The organism is Mycobacterium sp. E2238 (assembly GCF_001672665.1).
Classification (GTDB): Bacteria; Actinomycetota; Actinomycetes; order Mycobacteriales; family Mycobacteriaceae; genus Mycobacterium.
Map to the genome: position 1 here is coordinate 1 of NZ_LZKF01000260.1, position 17201 is coordinate 17201.

Below are 17201 nucleotides of genomic sequence, written 5' to 3' on the forward strand. Positions count from 1 at the left end.
GCCCACGGCGGGGCGGCGCCCAAGCCGGCCGGCCCGCCGAACGCGGCGGCCCCCAAGCCGCCGGGTCCGGCCGCGGGCGGCTGAGCCGCCACACGGCCCCGATCCTGCGCGCCTACACTCGGCGGTGATGTCTCGTCATGACACTGCCGATTTGAGCGCAGCAATCCGCACCGCACTGGGGAAGGTGATCGACCCCGAACTACGCCGCCCGATCACCGAACTCGGGATGGTCAAGAGCATTGACACCGAGCCCGACGGTGCCGTGCACGTGGCGATCTACCTGACCACCGCCGCCTGCCCGAAGAAGACCGAAATCACCGATCGGGTCACCGACGCGGTCTCCGACGTTCCGGGCACCGGCGCGGTGAAGGTGACCCTGGACGTGATGAACGACGAGCAGCGCACCGAATTGCGCAAGCAGTTGCGCGGCGATGCCCGCGAGCCCGTCATCCCCTTCGCCCAGCCAAACTCGCTGACGCGGGTCTATGCGGTCGCGTCCGGGAAGGGCGGAGTGGGCAAGTCCACCGTCACGGTCAACCTCGCCGCCGCGATGGCGGCCCGCGGACTGTCGGTCGGCGTACTGGACGCCGACATCCACGGCCACTCCATCCCCCGGATGATGGGCACCAGCGACCGGCCGACCCAGGTCGAGTCGATGATCCTGCCGCCGATCGCCCACGAGGTGAAGGTCATCTCGATCGCCCAGTTCACCGAGGGCAACACACCCGTGGTGTGGCGCGGGCCCATGCTGCACCGGGCGTTGCAACAGTTCCTGGCCGACGTCTATTGGGGCGACCTGGATGTCCTGTTGCTGGACCTGCCGCCGGGCACCGGCGACATCGCCATCTCGGTGGCTCAGCTGATCCCGAGCGCCGAGCTCATGGTCGTGACGACGCCGCAGCTGGCCGCCGCCGAGGTCGCCGAGCGGGCGGGCAGCATCGCGATGCAAACCCGGCAGCGCGTCGCCGGCGTGGTGGAGAACATGTCGGGCCTCACGCTGCCGGACGGCTCGACGATGCAGGTGTTTGGTGAGGGCGGCGGACGTCAGGTGGCCGACCGCTTGTCCCGAGCAGTCGGTGCCGACGTGCCGCTGCTGGGTCAGATCCCGCTGGACCCCGCGCTGGTGGCCGCGGGCGATTCGGGCACCCCGATCGTTCTGAGCGCCCCCGACTCCCCGGCGGGCAAGGAGCTGCGCAGCGTGGCCGACAACCTGTCATCGCGACGGCGTGGATTGGCGGGTGTGTCGCTCGGACTCGATCCGACGCGGCGTTAGGTCTGACGGAGTCGACCGACTAGGTCGCGTCGGCGTCGAAGGGCGCCGGGCCTTCCACGGGCCGTGGCGCGGGAACCGGTGGCGCTGGCGGATGGCCATTCGCCGGCCTGTCGAAGTTCCCGGTGAGGAAGGAATCGTCGCCGTCCAGCAGGTGCTTGGTCAGCGCGGCGCGCGGCGTCATCCCCCGCAGCCTCTGCAACTCGCTCAGCGGAACCCGCAGATCGTCGAACTCGGGCCCGAGGTCTTCGCGCAGCTGAGTGGTCACCCCACTGAGGTAGTCACGGGCCTGCCGCAGCGCGGTCGACGTCCAGCGGATGGCCCCGGGAAGCCGCTCCGGCCCGAGGACCACCAGCCCGACCACGACGAGGACCAGGATGTGCTCCCAGCTCAGGCTGCCGAACATCTAGCTGCCGTCGGGATCGGGCTTGACGGTCAGGGTGACATGCCGGCCGTCGCGGACGACCTCGATCGGCGAGTCCTGGCCGATGGTCAGCTGGCGCACGGCGACGACGAACTCGTCGGAGTCGGCGACCCCGCGGTTACCGACCTTGACGATGACGTCGTTCTCCAGGATGCCGCCCTTCTGCGCGGGGCTGCCCGCCTTCACGTTGGCAACCTGGGCGCCGGAGGCGATGGCGTTGCTCACCGACCGGGTGCTGATCCCGAGCGTCGGGTGCACGATCTTGCCGTCTTTGATAAGCGTGTCGGCCACCGTCTTCGCCTCGTCGATCGGGATGGCGAAGCCCAGCCCACTTGCACTGTCGGACAAGGACTTACCCGCGGTGTTGATGCCGATCACCTGCGAATCCATGTCGATCAGCGGGCCTCCGGAGTTGCCGTGATTGATCGATGCGTCGGTCTGCAGAGCGTCGATGACGGTGTCGGTGTCGGAGCCCTCCCCCGACAACGGGACGGGACGGTGCAGCGCACTGATGATGCCGTGGGTCACGGTGCTGCGCAGTCCGAGCGGCGCACCCGCCGCAAGGACCTCGTCGCCGACGCGCACCTTGTCCGAGTCACCGAACCGGGCCACGCTCAGATTGTCGACGTTGTCGACCTTGAGCACGGCAAGGTCGGTCTTGGGGTCGCGCCCCACCAGATTGGCGGGCACTTCCTTGCCGTCGTTGAACACCACGGTCGTCTTGAACTGGCTGGGGTTGTTGGCCGCCTCGGAGATCACGTGGTTGTTCGTGATGATGTAGCCGCGACCGTCGACCACGACGCCGGAGCCCTGCAAGCCCTCTTGGTCGCTCTTGGACTCGATGGTCACCACCGCGTTGGCGGTCGCCGCGGCCACCTTGGCGAAGCGACCCGCCGGCCCTTCACCGTTGCCGTTGGTCGACAGCGTCACCTTCGAGGTGGTGAACGCCTCGGCGACCTCGGCCGTCTTGCGGCCGACCACCCCGCCGATCACCCCGATGAGCAGCGCGATTAGCAGCAAGACCAGCAGCGCCAGGTAAGACACCTTGCCGCCGAACAGCACGTCGCGCACACCGAGCTTGCCGCCGTAGCCCCGGGGCCCCCGCGGTCCCGATGGGGCGACCGCCGGAGTGCCCAGCGCCGCGGCCGCCGACGGGTCTCGCCAGGGATCGTCGAGCTCGTCGGGCTCGGCACCGTTTTTCTCGGCGGCCAGCGCACCGGCGTCGACGGGGTGGCGCTGCAGCGAGTCGGGGCTGCCGACCGGGCGACTGAACGCCTCTTGAAGGACCGGATCGGCCGGTTCTTCGTGCGGGCGGAAGTCGGCCTGGTCGCGATACTTCTGTGGGCGGACGCGGTCGGCCACGAAGGATCCGCGCAGCCCGTCGGGACGGCTGAACAGTTGACGCGATGCGGGGTCGACCGGCGGGCGGGAGATGGGGCGCGGCGCTAAGCGGTTGCCGCTGTTCTTGCCGCTGTCGTTGCCTTGATCGGAGGTCACGTTACCCCTTTGGATCCTCTTCTTGAGCGCTCGAACTAGCCCATCACCGGGCGATACACCCGACACCGTTCGTGTCCACCCTAGTATCCACGGTTCGGCGCTGGCCGCTCATGAGCGCACGGGCGGGGTGCGCAAATTTCGGCGAGATCAACCATGGGGACTTCGGCGAGAGGGTGTCGAGCTACGGGCGCTTGCGCTGCTCACGGGCGTCGCGCTCAGCAAAACGGTCGGACGCCCGGGTGGTCATGTCATCGGGCGATTCGTAGGGAATCTCGGCGAGCATCCCGAGCAGCGCGCTGGGGATACGGATCGGGTGCGAGTCGCGCAGCGCCGCACGGGCGCGGCTCTGATCGTCTACCTCGGCCGCGCACTCCGGGCACAGCGACAGGTGGTGCGCCGCGCGAAGGTGCGCGTTCATCCGCAGCTCACCGTCGACGAACGCCGCGATGGCTTCGACGGAAAGGTGCTCGGTCGAACCGAACTGGCGCGGCGCGCCGACGGGCGCATCGCTCTGGGAGGCGAACTGTGCGGGAAGCCAGGAGAACGCGCGGCGGAAGAGGTGTCCTCCTCGATCGGGCATCACCGGGTCCTTTCGTAGCGCCTACCCCTCGAATGTAGCGCGAGGGGTGCGCAATAGCGCATCTCAAGACCACAAAACTGCCGGCTCACATCCGGGCGGCGACCCGAACGTGTCGGTTCGGGCGTTCGCCGGCTACGCCGACTCTGCGTGCAGCGCCCCCTGGCCGGCACCGGGGTGGGCGGCCAGGTAGTCGCGCAGCGCCTGACGTCCGCGGTGGATGCGGCTGCGCACGGTCCCGAGCTTCACGCCCAGCGTCGCGCCGATCTCCTCGTAGGACAGGCCCTCGATGTCGCACAGCACGACCGCGGCGCGGAACTCCGGGGGCAGCGAATCCAAAGCCGCCTGCAGATCCGGCCCGAGCCGTGAATCGTGGTAGATCTGCTCGGGGTTGGGCTCGTCCGCGGGCACCCGTTCGTAATCCTCGGGCAGCGCCTCCATCCGGATGCGGGCGCGCCGGCGGACCATGTCGAGGAACAGGTTGGTGGTGATGCGGTGCAACCAGCCTTCGAACGTGCCGGGCTGATAGTTCTGCACCGACCGGAAAACCCGGATGAAGGTCTCCTGAGTGAGGTCCTCGGCGTCGTGCTGATTACCGGAGAGGCGGTAGGCCAGCCGGTACACCCGATCGGCGTGCTGACGCACAAGCTCGTCCCACGAGGGCATCGTGGACTTGTCCCCGGTCGCGTCGAATACCGCGGTGCCTTGCAAGCCGTCGGACTGCTCCACCCACTCGTCCGTGGGGCAGTCCTGCGCGTGCGACATGCTGGTGGGGCCCAAAAGCGTGGTGATGATCGATTCCTCCGAATCCGTCCTGCCGAAAAGCGACAAGTCGTCACCGACGGCAACACGTAGCCGCCAGTCCGTATTCCCGTGCCAACGCGCTCCGCGATCCATAGGGACACCGTCGCGCATCGGCGTATGTGCGATATATGAGCAGTCTGAGCTCAGGCTGAGAAACCGTATTGTTACCAGCGCTGTGCAGGAGATATCCGCCGCGGCGTGAGCTTAAACGCAGCGGCTTCGCCGGGCGTGTCGTAACGGTGCAGCTTAGGCGCGCCATGCGGGGGTGCGCGGCGAAGTGGAATACGCTGCGGGCATGGACGGCACCGACGCAGAAACCCCCGGCCAGCCGGCGCCCAGTCGAGCCGAATCCCTGTCCGCGCACGCCGAGGGGTCGATCTCCGAAGACTCGTTGCTCGCGGCCGCCCGCGAGCGTGCCGTGGACATCGGCGCGGGCGCGGTCACGCCCGCGGTGGGCGCGCTGCTGAGCCTGCTGACCAAGCTCAGCGGCGGGAAGGCCGTCGCGGAAGTGGGTACCGGCGCGGGGGTCAGTGGGCTCTGGTTGCTGTCCGGCATGAGCGACGACGGCGTGCTGACGACGATCGACATCGAGCCCGAGTATCTGCGGCTCGCCAAGCAGGCCTTCTCCGAAGCCGGCATCGGGCCGTCGCGCACCCGGCTGATCAGCGGCCGTGCCCAAGAGGTCCTCACCCGCCTCGCCGACGAGTCCTACGACCTGGTGTTCGTGGACGCGGATCCGGTTGACCAGCCGGATTACGTCGTGGAGGGCGTGCGGCTGCTGCGATCCGGCGGCGTCATCGTGGTACACCGCGCCGCCCTCGGCGGGCGAGCCGGCGATCCCGCCGCCCGCGACGCCGAGGTGGTCGCGGTGCGGGAAGCGGCGCGACTGATCGCCGAGGACGAGCGGCTCACCCCGGCCCTGATTCCGCTCGGCGACGGCATTTTGGCCGCGGTGCGCGACTGATTCAAGCGGTGGCGACCCGCGGCGTCTGCGGTCGCCACTGACCCGATGGTGGCGACCCGCCGCGCCCGGCAACGCCGCGCTTGCGATCGCCACTGACCCGATGGTGGCGACCCGCCGCGCCCGGCAACGCCGCGCTTGCGATCGCCACTGACCCGATGGTGGCGACCCGCCGCGCCCGGCAACGCCGCGCTTGCGATCGCCACTGACCCGTTTACGAATTCTTGACGCCGTGCCTCCTTGACTCGAGACTGAACATGCGTTTAGTGTACTGAACATGCGTTCAGCCGACCTGACCGCCGCCGCCCGGATCCGGGACGCGGCCATCGAGCAGTTCGGCGAGCGCGGGTTCGGCGTGGGGCTGCGCGCGATCGCCGAGGCGGCGGGGGTGAGCGCAGCGCTGGTCATTCACCACTTCGGCTCCAAGGAGGGCCTGCGCAAGGCGTGTGACGACTACATCGCCGAAGAGATCCGCAACAGCAAGTCCGAGGCGCTCAAGTCGAACGATCCGGCCACCTGGTTCGCTCAGATGGCCGAGATCGAGTCGTACGCACCGATGATGGCCTACCTGGTTCGCAGCATGCAGTCGGGCGGCGAACTGGCAAACATGTTGTGGCGCAGGATGATCGACAACGCCGAAGGGTACCTGGACGAGGGCGTTCGGGCGGGCACCATAAAGCCCAGTCGGGACCCGCGCGCCCGGGCCCGGTATCTGGGCATCACCGGGGGCGGCGGCTTCTTGCTCTATCTGCAGATGCACGAGACACCAACGGACATCCGCGCGGTCCTTCGCGACTACGCCCGCGACATGGTGCTGCCCGCGCTGGAGATCTACACCGAAGGATTGATGGTCGACCGCACCATGTACGACGCATTCCTGGCCGCAGATGATCAAGGAGAAAACCATGCCAGTTGACAATGTCGCGCCCATCGAAATCCGCCACTTGACAAAGAATTTCGGATCGGTGCGGGCGTTGGACGGCCTCGACCTGACCGTGCGCGAAGGCGAAGTGCACGGCTTCCTCGGCCCCAACGGTGCTGGGAAGTCGACGACCATCCGCATCCTGCTCGGTCTGGTCAAGGCGGACGGCGGCACCGTGCGGCTGCTGGGCGGCGACCCGTGGACCGACGCGGTCGCACTGCACCGCCAGATCGCCTATGTGCCCGGCGATGTGACGCTATGGCCGACGCTGACCGGCGGCGAGACCATCGACCTGCTGGCCCGCATGCGCGGCGGCATCGACCGCACGCGTCGCGACGAGCTGATCGAGCGCTTCGACCTCGATCCGCACAAAAAGGCGCGGACCTATTCGAAGGGCAACCGGCAAAAGGTTTCGCTGATCTCCGCGTTCTCGTCGCGGGCCCGCCTTTTGCTGTTGGACGAGCCCAGCAGTGGTCTGGACCCGTTGATGGAGAACGTCTTTCAGCAGTGCGTTGCCGAGGCGCGCGATCGCGGCGCAACGGTGTTGTTGTCCAGTCACATCCTGGCCGAGACTGAAGCTCTGTGCGAAAGGGTGACCATCATCCGGGCGGGCAAGGCCGTCGAAAGCGGCACCCTGGACTCGATGCGGCACCTCAGCCGCACCTCGATCAAGGCCGAAATGACCGGCGACCCCGGCGACCTCACTCGCATCAAGGGCGTCGAGGACGTCAGCGTCGAGGGCACCATCCTGCGCGCTCAGGTCGACGGCGAAAGCCTCGGGGAACTCATCCGGGCACTCGGCGACGCCGGTGTGCGTAGCCTCGTCAGCCAGCCGCCGACACTCGAGGAACTCTTTCTGCGCCACTACGACACGACGGACAAGGTTTCGGCATCATGAGCACCGCAACCTTGGATCGCTCGCACCGCCCGGCGTACCCCGCGCCGCAACGCGGCTCGAACTTCTCCGGAACGCTGGGGATGCTGCGGCTCTACTTGCGCCGCGACCGAATCTCGCTGCCGCTGTGGGTGTTCCTGCTGTCGGTGCCACTGGCAACGGTGTACGTCGGCAGCATTGAAAAGGTCTACCCCACCCAGGCCGCCCGGGCCGGATTCGCTGCGTCCATCATGGCGAGCCCAGCGCAGCGCGCGCTCTACGGGCAGGTCTACAACGACAGCCTTGGGGCGGTTGGCATTTGGAAGGCCGGGATGTTCCACCTGCTGATCGCGGTGGCCGTCATCCTGACCGTCGTCCGGCACACCCGGGGCGATGAGGAGGCGGGCCGAACCGAGCTCGTGGACTCGACCGCCGTCGGTCGCTATGCCAGCCTCACCGCCGCACTGTTGTTGTCGTTCGGGGCCTCCATCGCCACCGGCGTGATCGGCGCGGCGGGACTGCTCACCACCGACGTCCCCGCCGGCGGGTCGCTCGCTTTCGGTGCGGCGCTGGCCTGCTCCGGCCTGGTGTTCACCGCCGTCGCCGCGGTGACCGCGCAACTGTCCCCAAGCGCACGCTTCGCGCGCGGCGCCGCGTTCGCGGTTCTGGCGGCCGCCTTCACGCTGCGCGCCGTCGGCGACGCCGGTTCCGGTGCGCTGTCATGGCTCTCGCCGTTGGGATGGTCGCTGCAGGTCCGGCCCTACGCGGGCGATCACTGGTCCGTGCTGACGCTGCATCTGACGACCGCCGTCGCGCTCACCGCGGTGGCATACCGGCTGCTCGCCGGCCGTGACGTCGGTGCCGGGCTCCTCGCCGAACGCCCCGGCCCAGGATCCGCCGCGCCCGCGCTGGGCAATGTGTTCGGGCTGGCATGGCGATTGGACCGTGGAGCGCTCCTGCTCTGGACCGTGGGGCTGTGCCTCTATGGCGTCCTGATGGGCAGTGTGGTGCACGGCATCGGCGACGAACTCGGCGGCAGCAACGCCGCCCGCGACATCGTCGTCCGGATGGGCGGCACCAGCGCTTTGGAGGAAGCCTTCATCGCCGTCGCGTTCACCATGATGGGGATGGCGGCCGCCGCATTCGCCGTCTCGCTGACGTTGCGATTGCACCAGGAGGAAGCGGGCCAGCGCGCCGAAGCGACGCTGGCTGGTGCGGTGTCGAGAGACCGCTGGCTGGCCAGTCACCTGCTGGCGGCATTGCTCGGATCCTCGGTGGCGATGCTGGCCAGCGGTTTGGCCGGCGGCCTGGTCTACGGCGCCGCCGCCGGTGACCTTGGCGGCAAAGTGGCCGTCGTGGTGGCAAGTGCGGCCGTGCAACTGCCCGCGGTCTGGTTGTTGTCGGCGGTGACGGTCGGCTTGTTCGGTCTGGCACCACGATTCACACCCGTGGCCTGGGGCGTTCTGGTCGGTTTCATCGCCCTGTACCTGATCGGTTCGTTGGCCGGGTTCTCGCAATGGCTGCTCGACCTGGAACCGTTCGCCCATATCCCCCGGGTCGGCGCGGATTTCACCGCCACGCCGCTGCTGTGGCTATTGGCCATCGACGCCGCACTCGTTACCCTCGGTGTCATGGGCTTCCGACGCCGCGATCTGCGTGGTTAGGAGCGCCATGAAAACCGGTATTCGCGTGACGGTGCGATCGATCTCGGGATTCCTGTCTTTCGGCTTGATCCTCTTCCTGCCCGCCGGCACGTTCCGTTATTGGCAGGCATGGGTTTTCATCGCCGTGTTCATGGCGGCAACGCTCATCCCCGTCGTCTACCTGGCGCGGAACAATCCCGCGGCCCTGCAGCGCCGCATGAACGCGGGCCCCCGCGCCGAACCCCGGGCGACCCAGAAGTTCATCATCACCGGCTCGTTCCTGGTGCTGTTCGGGGTGATGGTGCTCAGCGCGCTCGATCACCGGTTCGGCTGGTCGTCCGTACCGGCGTGGCTGTCCGTGCTCGGTGATGTCCTGGTGGCGGTGGGACTCGGAATCGCCATGCTGGTGATCGTCCAAAACAGTTACGCCGCAGCCACTATCACAGTGGAGTCGGGGCAGACGCTGGTATCCGACGGTCTCTACCGGTTCGTACGCCACCCGATGTATGTCGGAAACGTGATCATGATGATCGGCATGCCGTTGGGGCTCGGCTCCTATTGGGCACTGCTGTTGGTCATTCCGGGCTGCGTCCTGCTCGCCCTCCGTATCCTCGACGAGGAAACGCTGCTCACCCAGGAGTTGACCGGATATCGCGAATACCGGCAACGGGTGCGCTATCGGTTGGTGCCCTTGATCTGGTAACGGCCGCGCCGGCGCGCCTAGGGTATTCGCGTGGCCCGAAATCCCGCACCCGCCCGGGACAGGCCGTGGCGGCGCCCCGGCGCGCTCCGGTATGCGGTGAGCCGAATACGGCTCGTCGCCAAGCCCCCCGTCACCGTGACCGATCCACCAGCCGGCCTTGATGTCGAACGCGATGTATGCGTTCCGACCCGCGACGGAACGGTATTGCGGGCCAACGTTTTCCGGCATCCCGATGCCGGTGCGCGGCCGGTGATTCTCAGCATCCACCCCTACGGCAAGGACAATCTGCCGAGACGACGCGGCAACAGGTGGACGTTCTCCGTGCAGTACCGGATCCTGCGCCAGCCGCAACAGGTGCGCTTCTCGGCGCTGACCGGTTGGGAGGCACCCGATCCCGCGTGGTGGACCGCCCAGGGCTTCGTCGTGGTCAATGCCGACTCGCGCGGCTGTGGCCGCTCCGACGGCACCGGGCACCTGTTGTCGCGTCAGGAGGCCGAGGACACCTACGACCTGGTGCAGTGGATCGCCGGACAACCGTGGAGCGACGGACGGGTCGTCATGCTCGGGGTGTCGTACCTGGCCATCAGCCAGTACGCGGTCGCGGCGCTGCGGCCACCGGCGCTACGGGCGATCTGCCCGTGGGAAGGCTTCACCGACGCTTACCGCGACCTGACCTTCCCGGGCGGCGTTCGCGAGACCGGGTTCACCAGGGTGTGGTCGCGAAACGTGCGACGCGACACCCGGCAGGCCTACGACCTGGAACGGATGCAGGACGCCCACCCATTGCGCGACGAGTTCTGGCGCTCGCTGGTCCCGGACCTCTCGGCAATCGACGTGCCCATGCTGGTGTGCGGCAGCTTCTCCGACAACAACTTGCATGGCCGCGGCTCGATCCGCGCGTTCACGCGCGCCGGCTCCCGCCACGCCCGCCTCTACACCCACCGCGCAGGCAAGTGGGCGACCTTCTACTCCGAGCCCGCGCTGACCGAGCAATTGAGGTTCTTCCGCGGAGTGCTGGACGGGACCCCCGCTTCCCGCAGCGTCCGCCTCGAGGTCCGCGAAGACCGCGACACCATCGCGGCGGTGCGCGAAGAGACCGACTGGCCGCTGGCGCGCACCCGTTGGCGGCCAATGTATTTGGCCGAGGGCGGACTGCTGGCCGCCCAGCGGCCGTCGGCCGAAGGTGGCATCGCATTCGAAACCCGCTCCGGGGCAGCAGCATTCAGCTGGACGGTGCCCGCGGATATCGAGCTGACCGGCCCGATGGCGGCGCGGCTGTGGGTCGAACTGGACGGCTGTGACGACGCCAACCTGTTCGTCGGCGTGGAGAAGTGGCGCGACGAACTGTTTGTCGGATTCGAAGGGTCCTACGGCTACGGACGCGACCGGGTGAGCACCGGTTGGCAGCGCGTCGCGCTGCGCGCGCTGGACCCCGACCTCTCGCGGCCGTGGGAACCCGTCGCGGCGTGCGTCGACCCGCGGCCCGTCGCCCCGCGCCAGGTGGTCGAGGTCAACGTGGCGCTGGGCCCGTCGGCGACGCTGTTCCGCGCCGGTGAGCGGCTGCGATTGGTGGTCGCAGGGCGCTGGTTGTGCCCGCGGAACCCGCTCACCGGCCAACTCCCGGCGGCCTACGCCGGATCCCCGCGCGGCCGCGTCAAGCTGCACTGGGGCCCGCGCTACGACGCGCATCTGCTGATCCCGGAGATCCCCGGGTAGCACGGGTTCTAGATCCAGACGCCCTTGCCCACCGCGACCACACCGCCGGCGCTGATCGCGAAACGCTCCCGGTCCTTCTCGAGATCCACGCCGACCATCTCGCCGGGCCCGACGACGACGTTCTTGTCCAGGATGGCGTGGCGCACCACCGCGCCCCGGCCGACCCGGGCGCCGGGCATGATCACGCTGCCCTCCACAATCGCGCCGTCATCGACCACGACGTTGGACGACAGCACCGAGTTGCGCACCGAAGCCGCCGAAATGATGCTGCCCGCGCCGACGACCGACTCCTGCGCCGACCCGCCATTGACGAACTTGGCCGGAGCCAGGTTCTCGGACTCACCGCGGATTGGCCAGCGCTTGTTGTAGAGGTTGAACACCGGATGCACCGAGACCAGGTCCATGTGCGCGTCGTAGAACGCGTCCAGCGTCCCCACGTCACGCCAGTAACCCCGGTCGCGGTCGGTCGCGCCCGGTACCTCGTTGTCCTTGAAGTCGTAAACCGCGGCCATACCGTCGTCGACCAACCGCGGAATGATGTCACCGCCCATGTCGTGATCCGAGTGGTCGTCGTCGGCGTCGGCGCGAATCGCGTCGATGAGCACCTTGGTGGTGAAGATGTAGTTGCCCATCGACACGAACGTGGCCTCGGGGTCATCCGGTGTACCGGGCGGATCCAACGGCTTCTCCACGAAATCGCGGATGCGGCCGGAATCGTCGGCGTCGATGCACCCGAATGCGGTGGCCTCGCCGCGCGGCACGCGGATGCCGGCCACCGTTGCGCCGGCCCCGCTTTCGATGTGGAACTGGACCATCTGCTCGGGGTCCATCCGATACACGTGGTCGGCGCCGAAAACGACTATGTAGTCGGGGTCTTCGTCGTAGATCAGATTGAGCGACTGGTAGATCGCGTCGGCGGAGCCAGTGTACCAGCGGGGGCCCAGGCGCTGCTGCGCGGGCACGGGGGTGATGTACTCACCGGCCAGACCGGACAGCCGCCAATTCTGCGAAATGTGACGGTCCAGTGAATGCGACTTGTACTGGGTGAGAACGCAGATCCTCAAGTAGCGGGCATTGACGAGGTTGGAGAGCACGAAGTCGATCAGCCGATAGGCGCCGCCGAAGGGAACCGCGGGCTTGGCCCGATCCGCGGTCAGCGGATACAGCCGCTTGCCCTCACCGCCGGCCAGGACAATGCCCAGCACGTGTGGCGCTTCCCTCATGGTTCAAACCTATCGGCCGCCGCAAGGCGCTGCCAGAGGGACGGCGCTATTGGCGGTGTTCTGTGCGGCTGTCCGTCAAGGTATTTGGTCCGCCGAGCCGGTCACCGATTGCCCGGCCCCCGACTCGCGCTCCTCCGCGCGACCGAACTACCGTGCGGGTATGCGGGTGGCGATGATGACTCGGGAATACCCACCAGAGGTCTACGGGGGAGCCGGTGTACATGTCACCGAACTGGTCGCCCAGCTGCGCCGATTGTGCGCGGTCGATGTGCACTGCATGGGCACGCCGCGGCCGAACGCCATCGTGCACCAATCCGATCCGCGCTTGCAGAGCGCCAACCCCGCGCTGTCGACGTTGTCCGCGGACCTGATGATGGCCAACGCCGCGTCGGCGGCCACCGTCGTGCATTCGCACACTTGGTACACCGGGATGGCCGGTCATCTGGCAGCGCTGCTCTACGACATTCCCCACGTCCTGACGGCGCATTCGCTCGAGCCGCTGCGGCCATGGAAGGCCGAACAGCTCGGCGGCGGCTACCAGGTGTCGACGTGGGTGGAGCGCACCGCGGTGCAGGCGGCGGACGCCGTCATCGCGGTCAGCTCCGCGATGCGCGAAGACATCCTGCGCGTCTACCCCGCGCTGGATCCCAGCGTCGTGCACGTCATCCGCAATGGCGTCGACACCGACGTGTGGCATCCGGCCGGGCCGACGCACACCGGGTCCGTGCTGGCCGAGCTCGGCGTCGACCCCGACCGGCCCACGGTTGCGTTTGTCGGCCGGATCACCCGGCAGAAGGGGGTCGCACACTTGGTGGCGGCGGCGCACCATTTCGACCCCGAGGTGCAAGTGGTGTTGTGCGCGGGCGCCCCCGACACCCCGGAGATAGCCGAGGAGATTCGGTCCGCGGTGGCGCGGCTGGCCCACGACCGGCAGGGCGTGTTCTGGATCAGAGAGATGCTACCGATCGGCGAGATACGTGAAATATTGTCGGCGGCAACGGTTTTCGTCTGCCCCTCGGTGTACGAGCCGCTGGGCATCGTGAACCTGGAGGCGATGGCATGCGCGACGGCCGTGGTGGCTTCCGACGTCGGCGGGATCCCCGAGGTGGTTCTCGACGGGGTGACCGGTTCGCTCGCCCATTACGACGCCGGAGACCCGACCGGTTACCAGACCAGACTGGCCGACGCTGTCAACGCGCTCGTCGCCGACCCCGAAAAGGCGAAGCGGTATGGCGAGGCGGGACGCCAGCGCTGCGTCGAGGAATTCTCCTGGGCCCGCGTCGCCGAGCAAACCCTGGACATCTACCGAAAGGTGTGCGCGTAGCCCGCGGTCCGCCGGCAGGCCTTAGCTGGAGCTCGTGACACCCTTGAGTTCGTCACCGAGGGCGGCGGCTTCGTCGGGCGTCAGCTCGACGACCAGGCGGCCACCTCCCTCAAGTGGTACCCGCATCACGATGCCGCGCCCCTCCTTGGTTGCTTCCAGAGGACCGTCGCCGGTCCGGGGCTTCATCGCCGCCATCGAGTGCTCCCTCCAGGTTCGAGCTGGTCCGCCGTTGCAGACCTGGTCGGCGCCGAGCATGCCCCGCCAGCGATTTTCCAGCCATACCCGACATCGACCTGCCAAATCACCCCTCTATTGTTCCCTATCCAGGTCACGAGTTGAACAAAGACCCGGTTCTCCGGGCGCCGGGGGCCGCTGAACGCCGATTGCCCGGCCGCATGTCACCGGGGGGAAGGCACCCAACAACCCCGGATATGGTCGTCGACCATGCCGGTCGCCTGCATCAGCGCATAGGCAGTGGTGGGCCCGACGAAGCGGAACCCGCGCCGCTTGAGCTCGCGCGCCATGGCCTTCGATTCCGGTGTAGCCGAGGGAACTTCGGAGCCATCCGCCGGCCGGGGGCGCGGTTCGGGCGCAAAGGACCACAGCAGCTCCGCGAGGTCCGCCGGGGTTCCCAGTTCGGCGGCGGCGCGGGCGTTGGCGATGGTCGCGTCGATCTTGGCCCGGTTGCGCACGATGCCCGTGTCCGCCATCAGTCGCTGCACGTCCGCATCGGTGTAGCCCGCGACCCGCTCGAAATCGAACCCGGCGAAGGCGCGCCGGAAGTTCTCCCGTTTGCGCAGGATGATCAGCCACGACAGCCCACTCTGGAACGCCTCCAGGCTCATTCGCTCGAACAGCGCCACCCCGTCGTGCACCGGGCGGCCCCACTCCTGGTCGTGGTAATCGCGGTACAACTCGAAATCGGGTCCGGGCCGGATGGCCGCCCAGCTACACCGAACCAGCCCGTCATCGCTCACATCTAGTCCTGACGGTCCTCGCCGCCCTCGGGTTCCATGGGTTGGACATCGTCCTCGGCAGATGCGGGGGCGGACACCGCGGCGAGCTGGCCGCGCAGCGCCTCCAGCTCGCGCGCGAGCCGGTCCAGCACCCAATCCACCTCGCTGGTCTTGTAACCACGCAACGCCTGGGTGAACTTGACCGCGTCGACGTCCGCGCCGGTCACGCCGTAGGCCGGCAGCACGGTCGCGGTCGTCCCCCGGGGCAGGGGCGGCAACTGCTCACCGCGCCCGAACAGCAGACTCGCCGCGCCGAACAGCACGATCGCCACCAGCACCAGCACCACCAGGTAAAGCAACACCAACGCCACGTCGTCGATACTGCCCTATGCCACCGACACCGCGACCACGCAGCGCGGCTTTAGCGCGGCCTCAGGACCTTCATGGGCGGGCGGTCCGCCAGCGACACCGGCGAGGTGTGCTGGGTGTAGCTCTGACCATCGGGCCCTTCGGGGCCAACGGCGAAGAACTGCGTCAACCCGACGCCGGAATCGGGAATCCCGCAGCGCGAGAGCAGGGTCGCGATGACCTGGCGGCTCATCGCACCCAGCTCGGCCAGCGGCCGGTTGCGGTGCGCACGCACGCCCAGGTTGACCTGCGCGATGGCCCCCAAGCCCAACCGGTCGAAAGTGTCCAGCAGCAGACCGATCTCGACGCCGTAGCCCGGCGCGAACGGCACCGACGTCAGCAGTTCGCGAGTCGCCGCGTACTCCCCGCCGAGCGGCTGCAGGATGCCGCCCAGCTCCGGCCGCAGCGCCGCGAGCAGCGGCCGGGCCACCAGTTCGGTGACCCGCCCACCGCCGGTGGCGCCCGCGGCGCCGCCGACGTCGCCGACCTGGAGCGGCCGCCGGTAGAAGCTCTTGACCAGGTGGACGCCGTCGCCCATGAGCAGCGGCCCGACCAGCCAGGGCACGAACATCGGGTTCGGATTGATCAGGTCGGAGTCGACGAACACGACGATGTCACCGCTGGTGGCCGCCAGCGAGCGCCACAGCGCCTCGCCCTTCCCGGGCCGGATCGGCACCTCGGGCAACGCCTGCTCACGGCTGACGACCCGGGCGCCGGCGGCCACGGCGCGGATTTCCGTGTCGTCCGTCGAACCGGAATCCAGCACGATCAGCTCGTCCACCAGCCCGTCAACCAGGGGTGAGATGCTCTCGACCACCGATTCGATGGTCTCTTCTTCGTTGAGGGCCGGCAGCACCACCGAGATGGTTCGCCCCGCCTTCGCGGCCTCGAGCTCTGCGACCGTCCAGCTCGGACGGCTCCAGCTGCGGTTGGACAGCCAGGCGTCGCCCGGCCGGGCGGCCAGCACCGCGTCGTCGGTGAGGTCGCCGACCAGGTCGGATGCCGTCATGCCAGTCCCCTCACCGTGCGCGCCGGCGGGCGTGTCCCCTGGATGGAGGCCACCATCTCCAGCACCCGCCGGGTCGCGGCGACCTCGTGCACTCGAAACATGCGGGCGCCGGTGGCGGCCGCCAGCGCGGTGGCCGCCAACGTTCCCTCCAGCCGCTCGCTCAATTCCACACCCAAAGTCTCCCCGACGAAGTCCTTGTTACTCAAAGCCATGAGCACGGGCCAACCGGTATTAACAAGTTCCCCCAGGTGGCGCAACAGCAGCAGCCCGTGGAAGGTGTTCTTGCCGAAGTCGTGGGCCGGGTCGATCAGCACCCGGTCGCGGGCCACCCCGCAGGCGACCGCGCGCTCCGCGGCGGCGGTGACCTGGCGAATAACGTCGTCCACGACGCCTCGTGTGGTGGTTCCGTAGCTCACCCGGAACGGCCGCGTGCGGGGCAGCGCCCCGCCGGTGTGCGAGCACACCAGGCCCGCGCCGCACTCCGCGGCGACCTCGGCCAGGCCCGGGTCGATGCCGCCCCAGGTGTCGTTGATCAGGTCTGCCCCGGCCGCGCAGGCCACCTTGGCCACCTCCGAGCGCCAGGTGTCGACGCTGATCAGCTGGTCCGGATACGCGCCGCGCAGCCACTCGATGAACGGGACCAATCGGGCGAGCTCGGTTTGCGTGTCGACTTCCTGGCCAGGGCCCGCCTTGACCCCGCCGACGTCGATGACGTCGGCGCCCTCGGCGATGGCGCGGTGCGCGGCGGCGCGGGCGGCCTCGTCGCTGAAGGTCGCACCCTTGTCGTAGAACGAGTCGGGGGTGCGGTTGACGATCGCCATGATCAGCGGGCGATCACCGGCGACCGGACGGCCGCACAGGGTCGATTGCACCTGTCTATGGTGCCTGGT

The 17201-nt window shown here is 68.4% G+C and carries 18 protein-coding genes; 8 read left to right on the forward strand and 10 right to left on the reverse strand.

Annotation, left to right across the window (positions count from 1 at the left end):
* Positions 1-127: 127 nt before the first annotated feature.
* Positions 128-1273 carry an Mrp/NBP35 family ATP-binding protein gene (locus A5711_RS25360; protein ID WP_156745051.1) on the forward strand — a complete coding sequence of 382 codons (1146 nt, stop codon included), beginning with the start codon at positions 128-130 and terminating at the stop codon, positions 1271-1273.
* Between the two features lie 19 nt (positions 1274-1292).
* Here the strand turns inward: A5711_RS25360 and tatB are convergent, their stop codons facing one another.
* The 4 genes from tatB to sigE all read right to left on the reverse strand — a co-directional run bounded on the left by tatB (position 1293) and on the right by sigE (position 4665).
* Positions 1293-1676: a Sec-independent protein translocase protein TatB gene (gene tatB, locus A5711_RS25365; protein ID WP_067951353.1), complete on the reverse strand. Its 384-nt coding sequence runs from the start codon at positions 1674-1676 to the stop codon at positions 1293-1295.
* The gene (locus A5711_RS25370; protein ID WP_067951355.1) at positions 1677-3191 is read right to left on the reverse strand and encodes a S1C family serine protease; all 1515 of its coding nucleotides are present in this window, start codon (positions 3189-3191) and stop codon (positions 1677-1679) included. It lies immediately after the preceding gene.
* Between the two features lie 181 nt (positions 3192-3372).
* On the reverse strand, positions 3373-3771 hold the full coding sequence (rseA, locus tag A5711_RS25375; RefSeq protein ID WP_067951357.1) for an anti-sigma E factor RseA: 399 nt from the start codon (positions 3769-3771) through the stop codon (positions 3373-3375).
* A gap of 132 nt (positions 3772-3903) precedes the next feature.
* A complete protein-coding gene (gene sigE / locus A5711_RS25380) occupies positions 3904-4665 on the reverse strand; it encodes an RNA polymerase sigma factor SigE (RefSeq protein WP_067951358.1) in 762 nt (253 codons plus the stop codon).
* A gap of 202 nt (positions 4666-4867) precedes the next feature.
* On the opposite strand from sigE, the gene A5711_RS25385 reads away from it, so the two are divergent.
* The 6 genes from A5711_RS25385 (at position 4868) to A5711_RS25410 (ending at position 11391) form a co-directional block, all read left to right on the forward strand.
* Positions 4868-5536, forward strand: a complete 669-nt coding sequence (locus tag A5711_RS25385) for an O-methyltransferase (protein WP_067951393.1) — start codon at positions 4868-4870, stop codon at positions 5534-5536.
* A gap of 274 nt (positions 5537-5810) precedes the next feature.
* Positions 5811-6449 carry a TetR/AcrR family transcriptional regulator gene (locus A5711_RS25390; protein ID WP_067951361.1) on the forward strand — a complete coding sequence of 213 codons (639 nt, stop codon included), beginning with the start codon at positions 5811-5813 and terminating at the stop codon, positions 6447-6449.
* Entirely contained in the window at positions 6439-7353 is a 915-nt protein-coding gene (locus tag A5711_RS25395; RefSeq protein WP_067951397.1) for an ABC transporter ATP-binding protein, read from the forward strand. The genes A5711_RS25390 and A5711_RS25395 overlap by 11 nt, the downstream gene beginning before the upstream one ends.
* Positions 7350-8993 (forward strand): ABC transporter permease, encoded by a 1644-nt coding sequence (locus A5711_RS25400; RefSeq protein ID WP_156745053.1) that lies wholly within the window; start codon positions 7350-7352, stop codon positions 8991-8993. Before A5711_RS25395 ends, A5711_RS25400 begins: the two co-directional genes overlap by 4 nt.
* Before the next feature lie 7 nt (positions 8994-9000).
* Positions 9001-9675 carry an isoprenylcysteine carboxylmethyltransferase family protein gene (locus A5711_RS25405; protein ID WP_067951363.1) on the forward strand — a complete coding sequence of 225 codons (675 nt, stop codon included), beginning with the start codon at positions 9001-9003 and terminating at the stop codon, positions 9673-9675.
* A gap of 30 nt (positions 9676-9705) precedes the next feature.
* Positions 9706-11391 carry a CocE/NonD family hydrolase gene (locus A5711_RS25410; RefSeq protein ID WP_067951365.1) on the forward strand — a complete coding sequence of 562 codons (1686 nt, stop codon included), beginning with the start codon at positions 9706-9708 and terminating at the stop codon, positions 11389-11391.
* 8 nt (positions 11392-11399) lie between these two features.
* Here A5711_RS25410 and glgC read toward each other — a convergent pair whose 3' ends face one another.
* On the reverse strand, positions 11400-12614 hold the full coding sequence (glgC, locus tag A5711_RS25415) for a glucose-1-phosphate adenylyltransferase (protein ID WP_067951367.1): 1215 nt from the start codon (positions 12612-12614) through the stop codon (positions 11400-11402).
* 160 nt (positions 12615-12774) lie between these two features.
* Here glgC and glgA point away from each other — a divergent pair, with 160 nt between their 5' ends.
* Positions 12775-13938: a glycogen synthase gene (gene glgA / locus A5711_RS25420; protein WP_067951369.1), complete on the forward strand. Its 1164-nt coding sequence runs from the start codon at positions 12775-12777 to the stop codon at positions 13936-13938.
* A 21-nt stretch (positions 13939-13959) separates the two neighbouring features.
* Here the strand turns inward: glgA and A5711_RS25425 are convergent, their stop codons facing one another.
* The 5 genes from A5711_RS25425 to folP form a co-directional block, all read right to left on the reverse strand.
* Entirely contained in the window at positions 13960-14133 is a 174-nt protein-coding gene (locus A5711_RS25425) for a DUF3117 domain-containing protein (RefSeq protein ID WP_003878471.1), read from the reverse strand.
* A 203-nt stretch (positions 14134-14336) separates the two neighbouring features.
* Positions 14337-14915 (reverse strand): DNA-3-methyladenine glycosylase I, encoded by a 579-nt coding sequence (locus tag A5711_RS25430; protein ID WP_067951370.1) that lies wholly within the window; start codon positions 14913-14915, stop codon positions 14337-14339.
* Positions 14916-14917: 2 nt separating this feature from the next.
* Positions 14918-15265, reverse strand: a complete 348-nt coding sequence (locus A5711_RS25435) for a DivIVA domain-containing protein (protein WP_067951372.1) — start codon at positions 15263-15265, stop codon at positions 14918-14920.
* Between the two features lie 50 nt (positions 15266-15315).
* Positions 15316-16311, reverse strand: a complete 996-nt coding sequence (locus tag A5711_RS25440; RefSeq protein ID WP_067951374.1) for a glucosyl-3-phosphoglycerate synthase — start codon at positions 16309-16311, stop codon at positions 15316-15318.
* Positions 16308-17132, reverse strand: coding sequence for a dihydropteroate synthase (gene folP / locus A5711_RS25445; RefSeq protein WP_231987548.1), 825 nt, complete (start codon positions 17130-17132; stop codon positions 16308-16310). Before folP ends, A5711_RS25440 begins: the two co-directional genes overlap by 4 nt.
* Positions 17133-17201: the final 69 nt, after the last annotated feature.

Coding starts and splice junctions, on each gene's coding strand:
- A5711_RS25360 (WP_156745051.1), top strand. CDS start 128: ATGTCTCGTCATGACACTGCCGATTTGAGCGCAGCAATCCGCACCGCA.
- tatB (WP_067951353.1), bottom strand. CDS start 1,676: ATGTTCGGCAGCCTGAGCTGGGAGCACATCCTGGTCCTCGTCGTGGTC.
- rseA (WP_067951357.1), bottom strand. CDS start 3,771: ATGCCCGATCGAGGAGGACACCTCTTCCGCCGCGCGTTCTCCTGGCTT.
- sigE (WP_067951358.1), bottom strand. CDS start 4,665: ATGGATCGCGGAGCGCGTTGGCACGGGAATACGGACTGGCGGCTACGT.
- A5711_RS25385 (WP_067951393.1), top strand. CDS start 4,868: ATGGACGGCACCGACGCAGAAACCCCCGGCCAGCCGGCGCCCAGTCGA.
- A5711_RS25390 (WP_067951361.1), top strand. CDS start 5,811: ATGCGTTCAGCCGACCTGACCGCCGCCGCCCGGATCCGGGACGCGGCC.
- A5711_RS25395 (WP_067951397.1), top strand. CDS start 6,439: ATGCCAGTTGACAATGTCGCGCCCATCGAAATCCGCCACTTGACAAAG.
- A5711_RS25400 (WP_156745053.1), top strand. CDS start 7,350: ATGAGCACCGCAACCTTGGATCGCTCGCACCGCCCGGCGTACCCCGCG.
- A5711_RS25405 (WP_067951363.1), top strand. CDS start 9,001: ATGAAAACCGGTATTCGCGTGACGGTGCGATCGATCTCGGGATTCCTG.
- glgC (WP_067951367.1), bottom strand. CDS start 12,614: ATGAGGGAAGCGCCACACGTGCTGGGCATTGTCCTGGCCGGCGGTGAG.
- glgA (WP_067951369.1), top strand. CDS start 12,775: ATGCGGGTGGCGATGATGACTCGGGAATACCCACCAGAGGTCTACGGG.
- A5711_RS25425 (WP_003878471.1), bottom strand. CDS start 14,133: ATGGCGGCGATGAAGCCCCGGACCGGCGACGGTCCTCTGGAAGCAACC.
- A5711_RS25440 (WP_067951374.1), bottom strand. CDS start 16,311: ATGACGGCATCCGACCTGGTCGGCGACCTCACCGACGACGCGGTGCTG.
- folP (WP_231987548.1), bottom strand. CDS start 17,132: ATGGCGATCGTCAACCGCACCCCCGACTCGTTCTACGACAAGGGTGCG.